Genomic DNA, 1,865 nt, shown 5'->3' with positions numbered 1-1,865 from the left:
AAGAAAACGGTGTACAGTTGCTGGAGCATTTAATCGAGGGGGCTTTGTCATGACCTACGAACAGATCGCAGAAATGATGGAAGAGATGGGACTGCCTTTCGCCTACCATCATTTCGCCGAGGGTGAAAGTCCCGCACCGCCTTTTTTGCTGTTTTTATCTCCTGGAGAAAATACATTTTCAGCGGATAATCAAATGTATTTTAGTTTTAAGATGCTGGATATTGAACTTTACACAGATGTTAAGAATCTTGAACTGGAAAAGCAGATTGAAGAGGTTCTGAAACGTCATGAGATTTACTACACAAAATCAGAAGTCTGGATAGAGTCGGAAAGGCTCTATGAAGTGCTTTACGAAACGGAGGTTTAAGTCCTATGGCAAACAAAAAGAACAAGGTCAAATTCGGTTTGACCAATGTACACTACGCTAAAATCAAGGACTGGGTAACCGATGCCAGCGGAGCCAATCTGACACCGGTCTATGTGGATCCGGTGCGTCTGCCGGGTGCGGTTTCCATTTCCATTGATGCAAACGGCGAAAACGAAAATTTTTATGCCGACGACATCGTATACTACGTAATTTCCAACAATTCTGGCTATGAAGGTGATTTGGAAATCGCCTTGATTCCTACAGATTTCTCTACAGATATTCTGGGAGAGATCCTGGACAGCAACGGTGTTTTGGTGGAACGAAATGATGATGAGGTATCACAGTTTGCGTTGCTGTTTGAATTCACCGGAGATAAGCGGAAGATTCGCCATGTTCTCTATTGCTGTTCCGCTTCCCGTCCAGCAACAGAGGGACAGACTACCGAGGACAGCAAGGAAGTAAAGACTGAAACCATCTCCATCAAGGCTTCGGCACTGCCGAACGGTCTGGTAAAGGCAAAGACCTGTGAATCCACAGATGCTTCTACTTATGATGGCTGGTACAAGAACGTATACACACCGGCAGTCGGAACGGCTTCCAAGACCACTGTGAAAGCGTAAGGAGGGTGCAGTATGGCAATTCAGAAGAACATCACCATTGATGGTATTGATGTGCCGTTTAAGGCAAGTGCAGCAGTCCCCAGACTGTATCGCTTGAAATTTCGCAGAGATATTTATCAAGACTTTGCGGCACTGCAAAAGTCTGTGGGAGAAAATACAGAGAAATCTTCCGCACTGGACATTGAAAGCCTTGAGGTATTTGAAAACATCGCCTATATCATGGCAAAACACGCCGATGCAGCCATTCCGGCATCGTCGGACGAATGGCTGGAGCAGTTTAACACGTTCAGTATTTATGAGATTTTGCCGCAACTGATCAATCTTTGGGGTTTGAACGTAGAAACACAGGTTCAGTCTAAAAAAAACATCGCCCGATTGACCGACCGATGACCACACCGCTGTTTTTGTTGCGGTGCGTTCAGCTTGGTTTGTCAATGGGCGATTTGGATTTTCTGACCATTGGTCTGGTGAATGATATGTTCACCGAACGGGAGAATGACGAATACAAATATCATATGTTAGCGGATCAGAGTGACTTTGATAAATTTTGATAAGGGGGTGAGATTGTATGGCTAATCGAATCAAGGGCATCACCGTAGAAATCGGCGGCGATACCACCAAGCTGTCCAAGGCACTGGAAGGTGTCAACAAGGACATCAGGGGTACGCAGACGCAGCTGAAAGATGTCCAGAAACTGCTGAAACTCGACCCTACCAACACGGAACTTTTATCCCAGAAGCACAAGCTGCTGGCGGATGCGGTATCCGCCACTAAGGAAAAGCTGGAAGTGCTGAAAACCGCTGCAGAACAAGCCAATACGGCTCTTGCAAATGGTGAAATCTCCCAGCAGCAGTATGATGCTTTGCAGCGTGAGATCA

The 1,865-nt window shown here is 46.0% G+C and carries 3 protein-coding genes and 1 pseudogene; all 4 read left to right on the top strand.

Annotated elements, in window-relative coordinates; all coding sequences use genetic code 11:
* A partial coding sequence (locus RUMCAL_RS11585; RefSeq protein WP_021683090.1) for a hypothetical protein occupies positions 1-367 on the top strand: 367 nt, incomplete at its 5' end.
* 5 nt (positions 368-372) lie between these two features.
* The gene (locus RUMCAL_RS11580; RefSeq protein ID WP_021683089.1) at positions 373-987 is read left to right on the top strand and encodes a major tail protein; all 615 of its coding nucleotides are present in this window, start codon (positions 373-375) and stop codon (positions 985-987) included.
* 12 nt (positions 988-999) lie between these two features.
* Entirely contained in the window at positions 1,000-1,377 is a 378-nt protein-coding gene (locus tag RUMCAL_RS11575) for a hypothetical protein (protein WP_021683088.1), read from the top strand.
* Between the two features lie 178 nt (positions 1,378-1,555).
* Positions 1,556-1,865: pseudogene (locus tag RUMCAL_RS11570) on the top strand (phage tail tape measure protein); the annotation flags it as partial.

This window comes from Ruminococcus callidus ATCC 27760 (assembly GCF_000468015.1).
GTDB classification, from domain to species: Bacteria; Bacillota; Clostridia; order Oscillospirales; family Ruminococcaceae; genus Ruminococcus_C; species Ruminococcus_C callidus.
The sequence above is the reverse complement of the archived record's forward strand: the minus strand, read 5'-3'. Positions and strand labels throughout refer to the sequence as shown.